Raw genomic sequence first — 17,216 nt, 5'->3', positions numbered from 1 at the left:
TGACGTTTATTATTACAACCCAAGGTTAGTATGAAGAAATCAATTGTTGTTTGTCCCTACTGTGGTACTGGGTGCAAACTAAAATTGGTTGTCGAAAATAACAAGGTAATAGCAGCAGAGCCTGCAGATGGCCGTACCAACGAAGGTCAACTGTGTTTAAAAGGTTACTATGGCTGGGATTTTCTTAACGACACCAATTTATTAACACCACGCTTGAAGCAGCCGATGATCCGCCGCTCACGTGATGCAGCATTAGAAGCTGTGTCATGGGATGAAGCGCTAGATTTCGCTAGTGAAAAGCTAATGGCTATCAAGCAGAAGTATGGTCCTGATGCGATCATGACAACAGGCTCTGCTCGTGGTCCAGGTAACGAAGCTAACTATGTGATGCAGAAGCTCGCACGTGCGGTGATAGGGACGAATAACGTCGATCACTGCGCCAGGGTGTGACACGCTCCATCAGTCTCCGGTCTGGAGACAACAGTAGGTAATGGCGCAATGAGTAACGCTATTCCCGAAATTCAAAAAACAAAATGTTTACTCATATTCGGTTACAACGCAGCGGATTCTCATCCAGTTGTAGCAAGGCACATTCTTAAGGCTCGCGCTAATGGTGCGAAGATCATTGTTTGCGACCCACGTAAGATCGAATCTGCACGTGTCGCTGATCAATGGTTAGCGTTGAAGAACGGTTCAAACATGGCGCTTGTTAACGCATTAGCAAATGTCATTATTGAAGAAAACTTATACGACAAAGACTATGTAACCAACAATACTGAAGGGTTTGAGGCATTCCGCGAGCTTGTTTCTCGCTACACACCTGAAAGTGTTGAACAAACCACAGGCCTAAAAGCAGAAGATATTCGCTTAGCTGCACGTACCTACGCCGCAGCACCAGAAGCAATGATCCTTTGGGGCATGGGTGTTACACAGTATGGTCAAGCGGTAGATGTAGTACGTGGTTTGGCAGCACTTGCATTGCTAACCGGTAACTTTGGTCGTGAAGGTGTAGGTTGTGGCCCTGTTCGTGGTCAAAACAACGTGCAAGGTACCTGTGATATGGGTATGTTGCCACACCAATACCCAGGTTATCAGTCAGTAGAAGATGCTGATGTACGTGCTAAATTTGAAGCTGCTTGGGGTGTTCCATTATCAGATAAACCGGGTTACCGCTTAACTGAAATTGGTCACAAAGTAGACGAAGGGATCTGTAAAGCATTCTATGTTTTCGGTGAAGATCCTGCACAAACTGAAGCCGATCTTGCTGCAATGCGTGAAACCATGCGCAAGATGGAGTTGGTGATTGTTCAAGATATCTTCATGACACAAACAGCAGAATTTGCTGATGTGATCTTCCCTGCAACAAGCTGGGGCGAGCATGAAGGTGTGTACAGTAGTGCCGACCGTGGTTTCCAACGTTTCTACAAGGCGATAACGCCACCGGGAGACGTGAAACCTGACTGGGAAATCTTCAGCCTGTTAGCAACCCGTATGGGTTACCCAATGTCTTATCAAAATACCCAAGAAATTTGGGATGAGATGCGTCATCTTGCACCACTATATACAGGTGTAACGTATGAAAAGATGGAAGGATTGAAATCTGTACAGTGGCCTTGCCCAACAGAAGATCATCCGGGTACACCGTTCTTGTTTGAAGGCAATACATTCAGTACACCATCAGGCAAAGGTCAGTTTATCGGTGCAGAATGGCGTGCGCCATTAGAGCAACCGGATGCTGAATACCCATTGGTATTATCTACCGTGCGTGAAGTAGGTCACTACTCTTGTCGTTCAATGACAGGTAACTGCTCTGCATTACAAACACTGGCAGATGAACCGGGTTATGTGCAAATACACCCTGACGATGCGCGTCAATTAGGTATTGACGATCAACAGTTGGTTTGGGTGTCATCACGCCGCGGTAAAATTATTTCACGTGCGAACTACAATGAACGTGTAAATAAAGGCGTTGTGTACATGACTTACCAATGGTGGATTGGTGCATGTAATGAATTAACCATTGAATATGTGGATCCAATTTCAAGTACACCTGAATTTAAATATTGTGCCGTTAAGGTAGAAAATATTGATGATCAGGCATGGGCTGAAAATCATGTACAAACGGAGTACACGAAATTAAAAGCACGCTTGAAGAACCATGTTGTTAATGCTTAATGACAAAAATAGGTTTATTTGTTTATTTCAATAAGCGAATAAACCATTAATGAAAATAAGGTTTCCAAGATGAAATATTGCATATTTAAAACCTGGAAACCTTATTATTTATTAAATAACACTATATTGCTGCTACTTGATTAAATTGTTCAAATAATTAGCGTTCGTGCTTTTTGCATTATTAGTTCGCACTTATATTTATTATTTATTGATTAATATCAATACTTGGTTATTAAAATGGTTGAGAATTGTATTACAAATGCTTGAATTATTACTCTCCATTCGAGCGACATTATCAGCAAGAGTTAATGCCAACATGGAACGCTTTGAAAGTGATTTGATGACTTTTTCTAAAGCCTTACTATCAATCAATGATATTTCAGGCGTGATGGATTTTCTTAATAACGAAGATCTATTATTTATCAATGTTGAACGTGTGAATCTAATTTTAAAGCAGGATTTGGATAGCCAACCAAGTCTTTACTATTTAGATCAAGACAAGCAATGTCAGCAATTTGATTACACTGAATCAAGCCTTGCCTTACATGGTGCGGCAATGTGTGATTACTGCCATCATTTAGATGGTGAAACGCTTTATCAAACATTTCCCCAATTAGCGAATCATCCCGCCTATGAGGGTGTTGCTAGTTACTGCAAAATTCCACTTTCTATTTGTAATCAGCCGTTAGGTGCGATCGAATATATTAATTTATCGATGCCGAGTGATAGTGAAAGCGAAAAACAGTTCAAATTATTCAATAATATGATTTCAGCGATGATTGAACATATTATTGAGCATCAAACTGCTTCAACGGTAACCGAAAAACTAACTACTGAAAAAAATAACTTCCAAGTGTTAGTTGATGTTACTAATACCGTGATCAGTCAAAGTACCAAGAAAGAACTCATCGGCTCATTATTACGATTTTTATATCAACATTTTGGTATGAGCGATTTATCGATAATTCAATTAAGTGATGGGCATTATAACCAACACTCTGCCAGCTTTATTGATGGTGAAATGCATTATCAGTGTCATTTCTTTACCAATGATCGCATGATTAAAAATGCAATTAGAAATAATAAACATGTATTTTTAACAGCCAATGATATTGCCAAGATGCAAGCGGACAATAATAGCCCGTACTTCCCTGAACGTGTAAAAAGCGCATGTGTGATGCCACTTATTTTCCGTGGTGTCACCGTTGGCTATATCAGTTTCATGACCTTGCTTGAAAAGAACTATCAAGCGGCAGACGTTGAGCTATTTCAACAGATCGCAGCTCGTGTTGCCTTGGCAATGCACAGTATTAAAACCCATCAAGCAAGTATTCCTAGTCGCCCAACGACCAAGTTCGTCAATATTGCTGATGATATGGGCGATCACGTTATTTTTGACGACATCATTAGCCAAAGTGAAGTGATGAATAAGGTGTTAGAGCAAGTGGCTTTAGTGGCAAGTTGCGATAGTACGGTATTGATCTTAGGTGAATCAGGCACAGGTAAAGAGCTTATCGCCCGCGCTATTCATAAGCTAAGTATGCGCAGTAAAACCCGCATGGTGAAAATGAACTGTGCTGCGATCCCAGCAGGCTTATTTGAAAGTGAATTGTTCGGTCATGAACGTGGCGCATTTACTGGTGCAATAAGTCAACGTGTTGGTCGTTTCGAACAAGCTCATAAAGGCACACTGTTTTTAGATGAAATTGGCGATATGCCATTAGAGCTACAACCTAAATTGTTACGTGCACTGCAAGAAAATGAAATCGAGCGTGTGGGTAAAAACGAGCTGATCAGCGTTGATGTACGCATTGTGGTGGCTACTAACGTCAACTTGCTCGAAATGGTAGAGAAAAAGAAGTTTCGTAACGATCTTTACTACCGTTTGAATGTATTCCCAATCGAGATCCCGCCATTACGTGAACGTTCGGAAGATATTCCACTATTAGTGAAGCATTTCACCCGTGAACTCGCTAAAAAAATGGGTAAAACCATCACTGCGGTAGCAGCAGAAGATCTCGATATTATGCGCGCTTTTCCGTGGCCGGGTAATGTCCGTGAATTACGCAATTTTGTTGAACGTTCGGTGATCTTAACGCGAGGAAACGTGCTTAACGTGCCTGTTCAAGAGTTGAAAACAAGCCACACGTTTTGTTCAGAGCCTACTGTTGTTAACGATGAAACCTTATCACTAACTAAGGCCACGTCAGTAGCGGATGCAACACCATTATCAGATAGCAACGAGAAAACGGAATCAGCGGTTAGCAAGCCAGCAAAACCCATCATAGATAAAGCAGCGGTGATCGCGGCATTAAAAGCCTGCCATGGTGTAGTGGCTGGGCCTAATGGTGCGGCGAATCAGTTGGGTTTAAAGCGTACTACCTTGTTATCTCGTATGCAGAAAATGGGCATTAATTGCCAAGATTTTCGTGAAAGCCCGAGCGTTTAATTTCAGATTTTATTGATTATAGGATCACTATTTTGACCACCTTTGATGTGACATCAACCGATGACATTAGTGATGCTTGTCAGCGTCCAATTGTTCGCTATCGCAAAGGAGAAAGCGATTTTAGCGAGATGGATTTCATTATTGAAGAAACGCCTGTTGCTTTGGCATTTAATGGTGTGGCTTACACCGTAATGATGTGTACGCCCCATGATTTAGAGCAATTTGCGATTGGTTTTTCGCTATCGGAAGGGATCATTGATCATCACCGTGATATTCACGATATGACCATTAGTCACCATGATAACGGGATTAATTTAGACATTGAGATCGCTAACCGTTGTGCTGAAAGGCTTAAGCAAAAACGTCGCTCATTAGCAGGATTAACAGGCTGTGGGATCTGTGGTGAAGAAAAGTTAGAAACCGTGTGTCGGATGCTAATGCCACTGCCAACCAGTACTGAATTTGATTTGAGCCATTTAGAGCAAGCCTTGCGTCAGTTACTCGATCATCAAGCACTTAATCAGTTAACAGGGGCGGCACATGCTGCGGCTTATCTGGATAAAGATGGGCAACTATTAGCGGTGTTTGAAGATGTGGGTCGTCATATTGCGTTAGATAAGCTGGTTGGTTATATCCACCAAAAACGCTTATCGGGCGGGGCAGTATTAGTGACTAGCCGAGCCAGTTTTGAAATGGTGCAAAAGGCGGCATCAGCAGGGGTTGAAGTGTTATTAGCCGTATCGTCAGCAACCAAGATGGCAGTGGATCTTGCGGATCGCTTGAATATCACCTTGCTTGGGCATTGTCGTCGTGGTCGAGCTGATGCTTATGCTCACCCAGAACGTGTTTTTGGCATGATTTAGTGTCGTGCTTTTATCGTACTTAACGCTGAGTCATGGCGTGAAGTGTTTAACAACATTACCGGATATGCTGGTTAATTTTTAAGAAGATACTGATATGAAAATGAAACATCTAATGGTGGGTTTGCTAGCTACCTCTTTTTCTCCTCTTGCTTTAGCACACCCTGGTCACATTGGTCCTCACGCATCAGCTTTCATGAGTGGTTTTGTTCACCCATTCACAGGTATGGATCATTTAAGCGTAATGCTAGGTGTGGGTCTATTAGCGGCAATCATGGGTGGTAAAGCCATTTCTCGTCTACCTCTTGCATTCATCTCTATCATGATTGTTGGTGCTGCGTTGGGTGTTTCTGGTGTGGTGATCCCAGGTGTTGAACTAGGTATCGCTGTTTCTGTTATTGCTATGGGCGCAATGTTACTTGCTGGTGGTCGTCTTTCTGCGAAAGTGGCAACAGGTGCTGTAATGGCATTCGCACTATTCCACGGTATGGCTCACGGTATGGAAATGCCACTTGGCGCTCGTACGGCTGAATACTTCATTGGTTTCGTACTAGCAACAGCGACGCTACACGCTTGTGGTGTGGTACTAGGTAAGTTCATTGCAAATTCTGCAGCAAACCGTCGCGTAACAGGCGTACTAGGTGTCGTAATGGCGGCATTTGGTGGCATGTTAATGCTGTCTTAATTGCAGGGCAGTGATAGTGACAGACAACATTGCACGACAATATATTCATATTACCGGCATTGTACAGGGGGTCGGTTTCCGCCCCTTTGTCTACCAACTAGCGATACAACATGCGCTAGTTGGTTCGGTGATCAATGATTCGGAAGGGGTAAAGATTGACGTTCAAGGTTCGCTTTCAACGTTAGCGTCTTTCTCTGCTCAATTAGTTGAACAAGCACCGACATTAAGTCGCATTGATGATGTGACGATCACCGAACGACCATTATGGTCTGAATTGGAAAAGCCGATTAGTTTTGGTATTGAACAAAGCCAGCTACGTGATAGCACAACAGTGTGTATATCACCGGATCAAGGGCTTTGCGATGCCTGTAAGCGGGATATTTCCAATGCAGATTCTCGATATTTCCAGTACCCCTTTACCAACTGCACCCACTGTGGCCCTCGTTATAGCATTATTAAAGCGCTGCCTTATGATCGCACAGCCACTAGTATGCAAGACTTTGCGCTGTGTCCTGATTGTGCTAAGGCGTATAAAAATCCCTTAGATCGTCGCTATCATGCCCAGCCGATCAGCTGTGATTGCTGTGGTCCTTGGGTCACGCTTTATGATGCCAAGCTGAGAGTGAAATCTTGTGCTGAATTACCACTTATTGCTACTAAACACACGGCGATTGAGCAGCTTGCGCAAAAGATTAAAAACGGTGACATCGTTGCAATTAAAGGTATCGGTGGTTTTCACTTAGCTTGCGATGCGACGAATCCTCAAGCCGTCGCCAATTTACGTTTATTGAAACATCGCCCATCGAAGCCGTTAGCGATCATGGTATCTGACTTTGATATTGCTAAAGAAGTGGTTGAAGGTTGTGATGTTGAATGGCAAGCATTGGAATTACAAGCAAGACCGATTGTGCTCATGCGCAAGCGAGATGCCCAATGTGGTCAAGATGTAAAACTTACTGACGATCTTGCTCCTAACGTGCCATATCTAGGCGTCATGCTGCCTTATACGCCATTGCATTATTTGTTGTTTGCAGAGCTTGAGAAACTAGGGGCAACCAGCGCATTGGTAATGACCAGTGCTAACTTATCAGGCATGCCAATTGCGACAGAATTAGCGCAAGTGAGTGCTCAGTTCTCTGGCTGCATTAGCGCTATTTTGGATCATAATCGCCCGATTGTAAGTGCGTGCGATGATAGCCTTGTTCATTATGCTGGCGGAAAAATTCGTGTGCTGCGCATGGCAAGAGGTTATGCGCCAGTGAGCCATTTTGGAATAGGTAGCGAACAAAACACAGGTAATATCACCGTAGCCCTAGGTGCAGAGCAAAAATCGACGATTGGGTTAGCATTGCCGAAACAATGGCTATTATCACCTTATATTGGTGACTTGGATGATCTTGATACCGAGCAGCGTTACCAGGATACCTTTCATCATTTGGTCGCACTGTATCATGTTAAACCGCAGCAATTGGTATGCGATAAACATCCCGGTTATCACTCATCACAATTTGCGCAAACTTACCACGCAAAAGCGAATTTAACTGCACCACTGTTGAAGGTACAGCACCATCATGCCCATGTATTAGCGGTCATGGCAGAGCATCATTTAACCGAGCAAGTATTAGGTTTTACTTTTGATGGTACAGGTTGGGGCGACGATCAAACCGTGTGGGGTGGGGAAGTTTTACTTTCAACACCACACAGTTACCAACGTGTCGGACATTTACGTCAATTTCGCTTAATTGGCGGCGAAAAAGCGATAAAAGAGCCAGCTCGATTATTGTTTGCCATATTATTGGAATGCTACTCATTGGCTGACATTAAAGCGATGCAACTGCCAGCATTCAGTGCTTGGAGTGAGTTTTACTTTAATAATCTTTATCTGTTATGGCAGTCAGGCAGTCAATCGCCATATACCTCATCCATGGGGCGTTTAATTGATGCATGGGCAAGTTTATTAGGCTTGGTGGATAGAGTTGGCTATGAAGGCGAATGCGGCTTACAACTTGAACACGCTGCCATGTACGCATGCTCTGAGTCAGCGTTATCGTTTGATATCAGTAAAACCAATCTTATCGACTGGCAGCCGTTATTTTCAGCGCAATTACTGCAACGTATCGCTACTGACAATAGTGATACGTTACGTCACGAATTAGCTTTAGGTTTTATTACCGCAATTGCCAACGTGATCATAGATATTGCCCGAGATTACAGCCATTTACCGATAGCGTTAGGCGGCGGTGTTTTTCAAAACCGTGTATTAGTCGATAAGGTATTTGCGCTGGCGAAACAACAGGATTTATCCCTTTTTTGTGGCGAAATGCTTCCTGCTAATGATGCATCTATTGCGGCAGGGCAACTGTGGTATGCCATTTTCCAACATAATAATTAGAGAGACATGCTATGCATGAGTTATCACTGAGTATGAATACGGTGGACACCGTGGTTGAACAAGCGAAAAAGCAAGGCTTTCATCGTGTAACTCGGGTGACATTAGCTATTGGCACATTATCGTGCATTGAGCCCCATGCATTGGCAACAGGATTTGAATTTGCAACACGAGGGACGATTGCAGAAGGCGCTAAGTTAGCCATTGAGCCAGTACAAGCTCAGGTATGGTGTATGGATTGTCAACGCTATATCGATATGGACGAGCGCGGTGTCTGTTGCCCTCATTGCCATGGTTATCAGCTCAAAGTTGAAACCGGTGACGAATTAATGATTAAGAATATTGAGGTTGAGTAATGTGTAATGTATGTGGTTGCGGAGATAGCCGAGTAGAAGGTGTCACACACGGGGATCATTATCACGATCACCACGGGCATAGTCACCATGAACATGACCACCACGAGCATCATCATAATGGACATCGTCATGATCACAGCCAAGCTCAACAAGTGAGCAATGAACAGCCTGTTGTGATCCATCATCACTATCACCATCAAGGTGACGTGCATCATCACGTTCATTACACTTTACCTGCAACATCGCATCACGATCATGGTCATTCGCATTCACATCACGATCACCATGAGCACTCTCATCATGACCATCATAGCCATGAACATCACCAACCAGAAACCATGGCGAAAGGCGACTTACATTACGGTAAAGGTGAAGCAGAAGTCCATGTAGCTGGGGTTTCTCAGCGTCAACTACTGACGTTAGAGATGGATATTTTAGGCAATAACAACAAACTGGCTGAACATAATCGTGAGCATTTTGAAGCCAATAAGCAGTTAGTACTTAACCTCGTTTCAAGCCCTGGTTCTGGTAAAACGACCTTGCTTACTGAAACCTTAATGCTGCTAAAGCAGAAGTTCCCATGTGCGGTAATTGAAGGGGATCAGCAAACATCAAATGATGCGGATCGTATTCGTGCAACTGAAGTGCCTGCAATTCAAGTCAATACTGGTAAAGGTTGCCATTTAGATGCCCAAATGGTGCATGATGCTTATCATCAACTGGCCATGAATGAACCGGGTTTCTTGTTTATTGAAAACGTGGGTAACTTGGTCTGCCCTGCGAGTTTTGATTTAGGTGAAGCATGTAAAGTAGCAATCCTCTCTGTCACTGAAGGGGATGATAAGCCACTTAAATACCCGAATATGTTTGCAGCCGCTGACTTAATGTTGATCAACAAAGTTGATTTATTGCCTTATGTAGACATTAAAATTGAAGACTGCATTGCGAGTGCTCGTAAAGTTAATCCAACTATTCAAGTGATCAAACTGTCAGCCAAAACTGGTGAGGGAGTGGATGCATGGTTAAATTGGCTGACTGAACAACTACAGCAACGTCAGTAATTTCGACAGTTATTTATCAAATTTTAAAACCACAGGTTCACGTCATGTGCCTGTGGTTTTTTATTTCTCTTGGCTTATCGATATTTTTAACTAGAAAGAGCCTTGAGAACTGTGTTTTCTTTGCTGATTAGGATCGATTAGAGGGGATATTGCCAAGCTCATTTCTGCCCCAAAGTTACTTAGCGCAACAATATTGACTTGTTTATTGCATCACTAGTGACCTACTTTTACTAATGATTAATTATACAATCAGTTTTGCCAATTCCTTCCAACTACAATCGTGATGATAAAAAAGAAGGAGGTCATTATGGTGGTTTTAACAAAACAAAACGAAGTGGTGTCAAAAAGCCTTTTCGGCTTGAGGAAATTTGGCGGATCAGAACCAGACTAGAGATTGAAAATAGTTTGATGCAGCTTGCGCTACTTAACTTAGCTATTAATAGCAAACTTAGAGCAAGTGACTTGCTCTCGCTCAGGGTTTGCGATGTATCTTCTCAAGGTAGGATATTCAGTCGTGCTAAGCATACTCAACGAAAAACAGACATTGAAGTTCAATTTGAAATAACGACAAGAACTCAACAAAGTCTAATGAAATAGATTTTGATTTCTGCTTTAGACGCCAGCGATTTTCTTTTTCCAAGCCAAAGACGAGAGCAACAACCAATTAGTTATTCGTACTATAGGTCCCTAGTCAGAAAGTGGGCATCAGATCTTGGGTTGGATTCTCATCTTTATGGTACTCACTCAATGAGGCGAACCAAAGCTACATTAGTCTATACAAAAACGAAAAAATTCGAGTGGTGCAGCTTTTACTGGGACATACAAAGGTAGATAACACGATTCGCTATCTTGGTGTTGAACTAGAAGATGCATTATTACTTTCAGAAGACACTGATTGTTAGTTGAAAAGAGCCCTATTTCTTAGGGTTCCAATTAGCTAGTCTCTGACAGTCTGTGACCCTATATGAGTCATTCCACATACTCTTAAGAGTAGGTTACTAAAAGTATACTAATTGTAATCCAATATCAGGTAACTAATATATACCGCAAGATACAAGATACAAGATACAAGATACAAGATACAAGAGACGAGGGTTTCATTTGTGTATCCAATCTATTTTTTTGCGGAGTAATTAGCTATGAGTAACGTTCTTATCATCAATGCCCACGAACCATCACCATTCTCAGAAGGTAAACTTAACGCTTCTTTGGTAGATAAAGCGGCGACATTATTAGAGCAGAAAGGTCATTCAGTTCGCATCGTAACCATGCAAGAGGAATGGGTCGTTGATGAACAGTTAGCGCATTTTGAGTGGGCTGATCGTGTTATTCTACAATCCCCAGTAAACTGGATGACTATTCCTTGGTCTTTCAAAAAATATATGGATGAAGTATTCACTGCTGGTATGGGCGGCGCATTGTGTGCTTTTGATGGTCGTAGCGCAGAAGAGCCAACTAAGAACTATGGTACAGGTGGCACGCGTACTAACACCAAATATATGCTTTCACTGACATTCAACGCACCAAAAGAATCATTTGATGATCAAGATGAATTCTTATTCCAAGGTAAAGGTGTGGATGATTTAATGTTCCACATGCACGCTAACTTTCGTTTCTTTGGTATGTCAGCATTGCCGACTTTCGCTTGTTATGACGTGATGAAGAATGGCGATATTGAAAATGACTTTGCACGCTTTGAATCGCACCTTAATGAGCTATTTTAATTAACAAGACCAGTAGGGTTCGTTAATTACCTCTACTGAGAACTTAATTCAATTGGCGCGTAGTGCTACTATGGCGTAAGACTTAAACCAGATATTTGTGGCTTCTTTCAATGAATGAACCCCAGCTATCTGGTTTCTTGATTGGTGAGGTTGTATGAAAGCAAGAGTAGAAATAGACCCCAAAGGACGTAAGAATGTTATCAATGCCTGCTCTGAGCCTTGTGCGATAGAAAAAGGTATGCGGATCTTGGGTTCTAAGTGGAAGGGTTCCATCATCTACCACCTGAAAGACGGCCCAGTGAGGTTTAATGATCTTACAAGAATGTTGGGCGGAGCCAGTAAGAAGATGGTTGACCAACGCCTAAAAGAGCTAGAAAGTGAAAATATGGTGGTACGTCGCGTGATCAATGACAAGCCACTAGCGGTGAGTTATGAGCTGACTGAGTTTGGCACAAGCGCTCTGACAATTCTTGATGAATTGAGGAAGTGGTCTGAAAGTAACAATATTCAGATTAAATGATGTTCGGCTATGTAGTGTTGGTTCAAACAATCACTGAACAACCGATACAAAAAGGCAACCTGTTACGAGATTGCCTTTTTCATTCTTGCCTTGTGAGGTTTGAGACTTAGTAGTCTAGCGTTCCTCGGATTGGGTAATGGTTGTTTGGATCGCGAATCCAGGCTAGACCGCGAGTTAATGCGCCAAGCTCTGGCCTTACAAATGGGTTGTTTGATAGGTCAACGACATGGACATTGCCGTGCTCATTGACGACAAATAGCCCTGGCTCTGCAAAGTTATGGTCCGTTTCTGCTTCAGAACGCGGTAGAGAAATATAAAGTCCTAACGTCTTCATTTGTTGCTCACTTAGGCCATACGCAATTGGGAAGCTGATATCGAGCTTTTCTAGATGTTGCTCTAATTGTTGCTTTGAATCGCCAGAGACAGCCAAAATATCAACGCCTGCATCGCTGAAGGCCTGTTTGTAGGTCTCAATTTCATTAAGGTATTTGGTGCAAAGTGGACAATGCTTACCACGATAGATAAACACTGCTTGCCATGTTGCATCACCTTGAGGCTGACCTAGCGTAACTTTGGTCCCATCCAAGGTTGTTGCTTCTAATGTAGGGAAAGTGTCACCTGCTTTGAGCTTCTGTGAGTATGTCATCTCGACTCCTTGAATTGGGTTTACAACTAAGTAGATAAAAAGATAAGCCACTAGGAAACCAGTTGCAACTGGTATACTTTTAGTAACCTAGTTATGGGCGTGAGAATGTCTACCTCGTCTGGATGAAAACGGTAAAGTATTATTCTGCATCCGCCTTAGCCATCAGTTCAGATAGGATTTGTTTATAACCTTCAACTGGGTGCGCCCCAGAAACGCCAGACTCACGGTTGAAGACGACCGTTGGCACACTTGAAACACCCATTTGCTGCCATTGTTTCTCTGCGTTACGTATCGCACTACGTTGCTCCGCATCATTTAGCCAGCGCATTCCTTCTTCAGGGTCAAGGCCTACAAAGATTAGCTCTTGCTTGAGAATCTCGCGGTCAGAGACGTCTTTCTGCTCACTGAAAAATGCGGTAAATAAACGCATTTTTAGTTCAGTCTGCTTGCCGAAACTCTTGGCGTAATCAAGCAGAAGGTGTGCGTCAAATGTGTTCACCATCTTCATGTCATCAAAGTAGTTAAACTTGAAGCCATGCTCCGCGCCAATGCTGGCGATACGAATACGTGCGTTTTTACTTTCCTCTACGCTACTGCCATATTTACGTGCAACGTGCTGACGAAGGTTTTCTCCCTCAGCTGGCATATCCGGATTGAGCTCAAAAGGTTGCCATTCAATCTCGATGCGGTCTTCAATGCCAAGCTCTTTAATAGCGGCTTGTAAGTGGTTGTAACCAATAATGCACCAAGGGCAAACGACATCACTAATTATGTCGAGTTTAATCATATTACTCATGATGATTCCTTATTAGAAAGTACTGTAGGCGTTACGCAAACAGTACTTGAGTGGTGTTATTGCTGTTGGTTTAGATTAACGCTCGTTAGGATGCGTCCACGCATATTTTTGGAATGGCGCATCAGGTTCAGTATGTGCCAGTGCGTTAGTGAAGTTCGAGATAAGCTTTGCAGACAAACCCGTCAGTACTTCAAGTGCTTGACGCGTGGTGAGACCTGCATCTAGGAAGGCTTGCAGTCTTTCATCACCAATATGACCACGGTTATCAAGCAGCTCTTTGGTAAAATCATGCAACGCTTGTAACTTCACATCAGGAACTGTAGTACCTTCGCGCAGCGCTTCAATCACTTCATCTGGCATTTTGCCTGCTTTCATCATCCATGTATGACCCGGAACGCAGTAGTGACAGTTGTTCTCAAAGTTCGCTGTCATGAAGACCACCTGCTGCTCTAGCGGGCTAAATGTTGTGTTCTTGATAAACAGTTGTATGCTTCGTACGTCGCTGGAGCTTCAGCAAGAACAGCGTGCAGATTTGGTAGCATGCCAAAGCCTTTAAGAGACTGTTCCACCAGAGCTTTAGACTCTTCAGGCGCAGTTTCAGCGTTGTAATAAGTAAATTCAGTGCTCATGGTTATCTCCTTAGAAGTTAGCGTCTAGGTGCGCTTCAAAACGAGCGAAATCACTTTCGATATCACCGTTTTTCATTACGTCATAACACGCAAACGTTGGTAGTGCAGACATACCAAAGAAACGGAAGTTTGCGTGCATGTGGAACATCAAATCATCAACGCTACGACCTTGGAATAGGTATTCGTTTTCATCATTAAATGACTCTTCAGGTGCATTGAATGTGAAAGACAGCATGTATTTTGTGTTAGTGCGAGTGCCGCCCGTACCGTAGTTCTTCTTCGGTTCTTCTGCGCTGCGACCATCAAATGCACATAGCGCCCCCCCCCCCATACCAGCGGTGAATACCTCATCCATGTATTTTTTAAATGACCATGGGATCGTCATCCAGTTTACAGGAGACTGAAGGATTACGCGGTCTGCCCATTCAAAGTGCGCCAGTTGCTCATCAACGACAATTTCATCTTGCATGGTAACCACACGAACCTCATGACCTTTTGACTCTAGATTGGTGCGAGCTTTCTCGACTAGAGCAGCATTTAGCTTACCTTCAGAAAATGGAGATGGCTCGTGTGCGTTAATGATTAGAACGTTACTCATGATAATTAACCCTTCAATAAATTGACTGCTTTACAAAGCGAAGATGATTTCGCTGCCTTGCGGTTTATTATGGTTACCTGGAGTTAGACTACAACTGGTTAACTTTTGGTAACCACCATAAATCTCAGTCAAATTGACAGTAAGTTAATGTTTAATAATTGTTTTATTTTTTGAGGGGTAAGCGCGGGTGTAGGAGATATAACAAACTTACTCGCTCTTTTCATCGCAAAACTTTAACCTATTGACACTACAGATTCCGACTATATCAAATTAGCCCGTTACTTTATTTGGTGCTCTTTTCCATTGTTTTACGTGAGATTTTTAACACGAGCTTGCGCGATAAAAACGGGATAATCCAGTTAATCATAAACTTCAACGAAGGCTCATTAAATGCCACTAGCTCACCTTTTACCATAGCGTTATAGCCACACTTAGCAACGGAGCTTGCTGTTTTTGCATTTTTCCACGCATCAACGCCTTCTAAATTTCCCGCTTCTACAAACCCAGTTGCCACAGTACCCGGGCATAGTGCTGTCACGGTTACACCATTACCCTTAACTTCTTCTGCGACCGCCTGACTGAAAGAGGTGACGTATGATTTTGTTGCGTAATACACCGCCTGCAAAGGACCAGGCATAAATGAAGCGGTTGATGACACATTAAGGATCTTTCCTTGCTTACGTTCAACCATGCCCTTTAGATAAAGGTGCGTCAGATTAGTCAATGTAACCATGTTCACTTGCATCATCGCTTGTTCATCGACCAGAGAACGTTCATGGAATTTGCCGTGCGCACCAAAACCTGCGTTATTAATTAGCGTATCGACTTGTAGAGAACGAGCTTCGGTTTGTTCAAATAGCGCTTGAGCTGAGCTAGGTTGAGATAGATCTAAAGCAATGACTGTGACTTGAATACCATACTGATTTTCTAGTTCTGTTTTAAGGTTATTGAGTTTGGACTCAGAGCGAGCCACAAGTATCAAGTTACCACCTTTGCTTGCGTGAATTTTTGCTAGTTCAAGGCCGATACCGCTTGATGCGCCTGTGATTAGTGCCGTGTTTGTCATGCAGAATGCCTCTATTAGTGTGCTTATTATTTGCTAAGCGTCGTACTGATAGAGGTATTATAGACTCTCAAATTGCGCCACTAGACATCCAATGACGACAGCATTCAATCAGATCGTGCCAATTATTCGTTCAGTATTGAAGCGAAGCCTTCATCTTTTGTTTGTCTATCTCATTTTCTATTGGGAATGTATGTAGAGGGTATGTGAATTTGGCTACATTCATGTCTGCTGAGTATATGGTGGCAATACCTGAGGTAATCCGAAGAGTCAGAGTATGTTTTTGTTCGTGACTCACTTTTGTCCAGAAACGAGCTAGCTTTCATGGCTAGCTCAATTTTGCTTCATTTCATTAGAATGTGAGCCGTGTTTGAATTTTGCGCTGGCTCGTTACTTAATTGAGAAACTAAATTTCATGCCGACCATTTACATAGATTTTAATCGAGGTCCAAAGTGCTGATACACATAGTCATTATCGAAACCGTCGACATTCTGGCTAGAGAAGATAAGTGGAGTAACTCCTTGCTTTAACGCTTCTTTTTGAGACTCTACAACCAGCATATTCATGATCATCATGCCTGCTATACTGGAGAATGCTCCTGTCACTTTACCATTCACATTACACAATCCATCACCAGGAGGAACCTGATTGTCGATAACGATATCGGCAATATCCATCAATTTCAGTCCTGAATTATGGCGGCTTGGGTATTTTGATGACTGTTCAACAGACGTAATCGCGATAACCGAATGACCTTTCGATTTGGCAATTTGGGCAAATTCAATTGGCAGTGCATTGCGCCCAGAGTTGGAAATTACCATAACCACATCATTTGGGGAAATATTCTGATCATTCCAAATCACTTCAGCCAGACCAGACAACTTTTCCATTGCTGAGCCTCTTAAAGCGCCATCATTAGTAAGCAGCACTGAGTCCAAAATAGCGTTGATATTACCAAGGCCTCCCGCACGAATAAATCCTTCTAAACCAATCATATGCGAGTGACCAGTTCCTAGAACTTGTATCATGTCGTCTTTAACTATGGCTTGAGTAAACAACTTGGTTGCCTCCGCTAAAGCCTTTTGGTTTGCTTCTACAAGGGAGGTAAGTTTTGGCAGTAAGCAATTTAAATACTCGGACATTTCTGGGTCTCCTATACTGTGCCGACCTTATAAACATACCAGCTCTAAAACTCACATCTGATACTATTCCAACGACTTGTGATACTTTTATTGATTAAAGCCAATTGTGTATAATCATGCAT

At 42.7% G+C, this 17,216-nt stretch carries 16 protein-coding genes and 1 pseudogene; 10 read left to right on the top strand and 7 right to left on the bottom strand.

What is annotated here, in order from left to right; all coding sequences use genetic code 11:
- The first annotated feature begins 30 nt into the window (after positions 1 to 30).
- From fdhF to Q7674_RS05575, 10 genes and pseudogenes are all read left to right on the top strand, one after another.
- Positions 31 to 2,175: a formate dehydrogenase subunit alpha gene (gene fdhF, locus Q7674_RS05620; protein WP_080892244.1), complete on the top strand. Its 2,145-nt coding sequence runs from the start codon at positions 31 to 33 to the stop codon at positions 2,173 to 2,175.
- Positions 2,176 to 2,434: 259 nt separating this feature from the next.
- On the top strand, positions 2,435 to 4,624 hold the full coding sequence (locus Q7674_RS05615; protein WP_052679898.1) for a sigma 54-interacting transcriptional regulator: 2,190 nt from the start codon (positions 2,435 to 2,437) through the stop codon (positions 4,622 to 4,624).
- Positions 4,625 to 4,656: 32 nt separating this feature from the next.
- A complete protein-coding gene (gene fdhD, locus Q7674_RS05610) occupies positions 4,657 to 5,487 on the top strand; it encodes a formate dehydrogenase accessory sulfurtransferase FdhD (protein WP_045065334.1) in 831 nt (276 codons plus the stop codon).
- Positions 5,488 to 5,581: 94 nt separating this feature from the next.
- On the top strand, positions 5,582 to 6,169 hold the full coding sequence (locus Q7674_RS05605) for a HupE/UreJ family protein (RefSeq protein WP_045065335.1): 588 nt from the start codon (positions 5,582 to 5,584) through the stop codon (positions 6,167 to 6,169).
- 16 nt (positions 6,170 to 6,185) lie between these two features.
- On the top strand, positions 6,186 to 8,561 hold the full coding sequence (gene hypF, locus Q7674_RS05600) for a carbamoyltransferase HypF (RefSeq protein ID WP_080892245.1): 2,376 nt from the start codon (positions 6,186 to 6,188) through the stop codon (positions 8,559 to 8,561).
- 11 nt (positions 8,562 to 8,572) lie between these two features.
- Positions 8,573 to 8,914, top strand: coding sequence for a hydrogenase maturation nickel metallochaperone HypA (hypA, locus tag Q7674_RS05595; protein ID WP_008989662.1), 342 nt, complete (start codon positions 8,573 to 8,575; stop codon positions 8,912 to 8,914).
- Positions 8,914 to 9,975 carry a hydrogenase nickel incorporation protein HypB gene (gene hypB, locus Q7674_RS05590; RefSeq protein WP_045065337.1) on the top strand — a complete coding sequence of 354 codons (1,062 nt, stop codon included), beginning with the start codon at positions 8,914 to 8,916 and terminating at the stop codon, positions 9,973 to 9,975. Before hypA ends, hypB begins: the two co-directional genes overlap by 1 nt.
- A 366-nt stretch (positions 9,976 to 10,341) precedes the next feature.
- Positions 10,342 to 10,877, top strand: a pseudogene (locus Q7674_RS05585) (tyrosine-type recombinase/integrase).
- A 237-nt stretch (positions 10,878 to 11,114) separates the two neighbouring features.
- Positions 11,115 to 11,699 (top strand): NAD(P)H-dependent oxidoreductase, encoded by a 585-nt coding sequence (locus tag Q7674_RS05580; RefSeq protein ID WP_045065338.1) that lies wholly within the window; start codon positions 11,115 to 11,117, stop codon positions 11,697 to 11,699.
- A 154-nt stretch (positions 11,700 to 11,853) separates the two neighbouring features.
- Positions 11,854 to 12,219, top strand: a complete 366-nt coding sequence (locus Q7674_RS05575) for a winged helix-turn-helix transcriptional regulator (protein WP_045065339.1) — start codon at positions 11,854 to 11,856, stop codon at positions 12,217 to 12,219.
- A 106-nt stretch (positions 12,220 to 12,325) separates the two neighbouring features.
- Here the strand turns inward: Q7674_RS05575 and Q7674_RS05570 are convergent, their stop codons facing one another.
- The 7 genes from Q7674_RS05570 to Q7674_RS05540 form a co-directional block, all read right to left on the bottom strand.
- The gene (locus Q7674_RS05570) at positions 12,326 to 12,865 is read right to left on the bottom strand and encodes a peroxiredoxin family protein (protein ID WP_045065341.1); all 540 of its coding nucleotides are present in this window, start codon (positions 12,863 to 12,865) and stop codon (positions 12,326 to 12,328) included.
- 139 nt (positions 12,866 to 13,004) lie between these two features.
- A complete protein-coding gene (locus Q7674_RS05565; protein ID WP_045065343.1) occupies positions 13,005 to 13,661 on the bottom strand; it encodes a DsbA family oxidoreductase in 657 nt (218 codons plus the stop codon).
- A gap of 75 nt (positions 13,662 to 13,736) precedes the next feature.
- Positions 13,737 to 14,093: a carboxymuconolactone decarboxylase family protein gene (locus Q7674_RS05560; RefSeq protein ID WP_237156693.1), complete on the bottom strand. Its 357-nt coding sequence runs from the start codon at positions 14,091 to 14,093 to the stop codon at positions 13,737 to 13,739.
- 17 nt (positions 14,094 to 14,110) lie between these two features.
- Positions 14,111 to 14,290, bottom strand: a complete 180-nt coding sequence (locus tag Q7674_RS05555; RefSeq protein WP_237156694.1) for a hypothetical protein — start codon at positions 14,288 to 14,290, stop codon at positions 14,111 to 14,113.
- A 10-nt stretch (positions 14,291 to 14,300) separates the two neighbouring features.
- Positions 14,301 to 14,888 (bottom strand): NAD(P)H-dependent oxidoreductase, encoded by a 588-nt coding sequence (locus Q7674_RS05550; RefSeq protein WP_045065344.1) that lies wholly within the window; start codon positions 14,886 to 14,888, stop codon positions 14,301 to 14,303.
- A gap of 283 nt (positions 14,889 to 15,171) precedes the next feature.
- Positions 15,172 to 15,954 (bottom strand): SDR family NAD(P)-dependent oxidoreductase, encoded by a 783-nt coding sequence (locus Q7674_RS05545; RefSeq protein WP_305422010.1) that lies wholly within the window; start codon positions 15,952 to 15,954, stop codon positions 15,172 to 15,174.
- Positions 15,955 to 16,377: 423 nt separating this feature from the next.
- The gene (locus Q7674_RS05540) at positions 16,378 to 17,094 is read right to left on the bottom strand and encodes a sugar isomerase domain-containing protein (RefSeq protein WP_005534955.1); all 717 of its coding nucleotides are present in this window, start codon (positions 17,092 to 17,094) and stop codon (positions 16,378 to 16,380) included.
- Positions 17,095 to 17,216 lie beyond the last annotated feature (122 nt).

The sequence above is a fragment of the Photobacterium leiognathi genome (assembly GCF_030685535.1).
Classification (GTDB): domain Bacteria; phylum Pseudomonadota; class Gammaproteobacteria; order Enterobacterales; family Vibrionaceae; genus Photobacterium; species Photobacterium leiognathi.
The sequence above is the reverse complement of the archived record's forward strand: the minus strand, read 5'-3'. Positions and strand labels throughout refer to the sequence as shown.